Below are 508 nucleotides of genomic sequence, written 5' to 3'. Positions count from 1 at the left end.
ACTTTCCCGGACACCCGACCGCACATAGACATTCGCCTGGTTCGCGGCGTAGGTCTTGTGCAGCTCCACATCCGAGACGTCGTAGGCGTCGCTGATCGCCACCAGGACGCGATTCACCACGTCGGGATGCCCCGTCAGCGCCACGACATGTGCGGGCTGCGCCACGAGAGGCTGTGTGACGCCGACGGCCGCCAGCGTTTCGGCGACACGCGCCTGCAGAGGCGACGACGACGTCACACCCTCCGCGCCGACGAGGATGAAGGGCGCGAGCGCATGGGCGATCTTCGTGCCGTCGGCGACGGACAGTGCGCCGGCGGCGACCGCCGCGGTGATGATGCCGAAGCTTTCGCCCGTAAAGGCCGCGAAACGGATCTCCGCCCCGCTTCGCCGTGCAGCATCGACAAGATAGCGGTGCAATGCGATCCCATGGACCAGCAGCGCGGCCCCCAGGAACGCCTGCCGCTCGATCCGGTCGTCGGGTATGTTGGCTTCCTGCAGAACGAGACGT

General features: G+C 67.1%; 1 protein-coding gene. It reads right to left on the bottom strand.

The features are described 5' to 3' along the window. Window positions 1–508: hypothetical protein (locus HUK84_RS23885; RefSeq protein WP_218064520.1), on the bottom strand; the 508-nt coding region annotated here is incomplete at both ends.

Origin of the sequence: Nguyenibacter vanlangensis (assembly GCF_013376155.1) — a bacterium.
GTDB classification, from domain to species: Bacteria; Pseudomonadota; Alphaproteobacteria; order Acetobacterales; family Acetobacteraceae; genus Gluconacetobacter; species Gluconacetobacter vanlangensis.
Note: the sequence above shows the minus strand (reverse complement) of the source record. Positions and strands in the feature narration are given on the sequence as shown.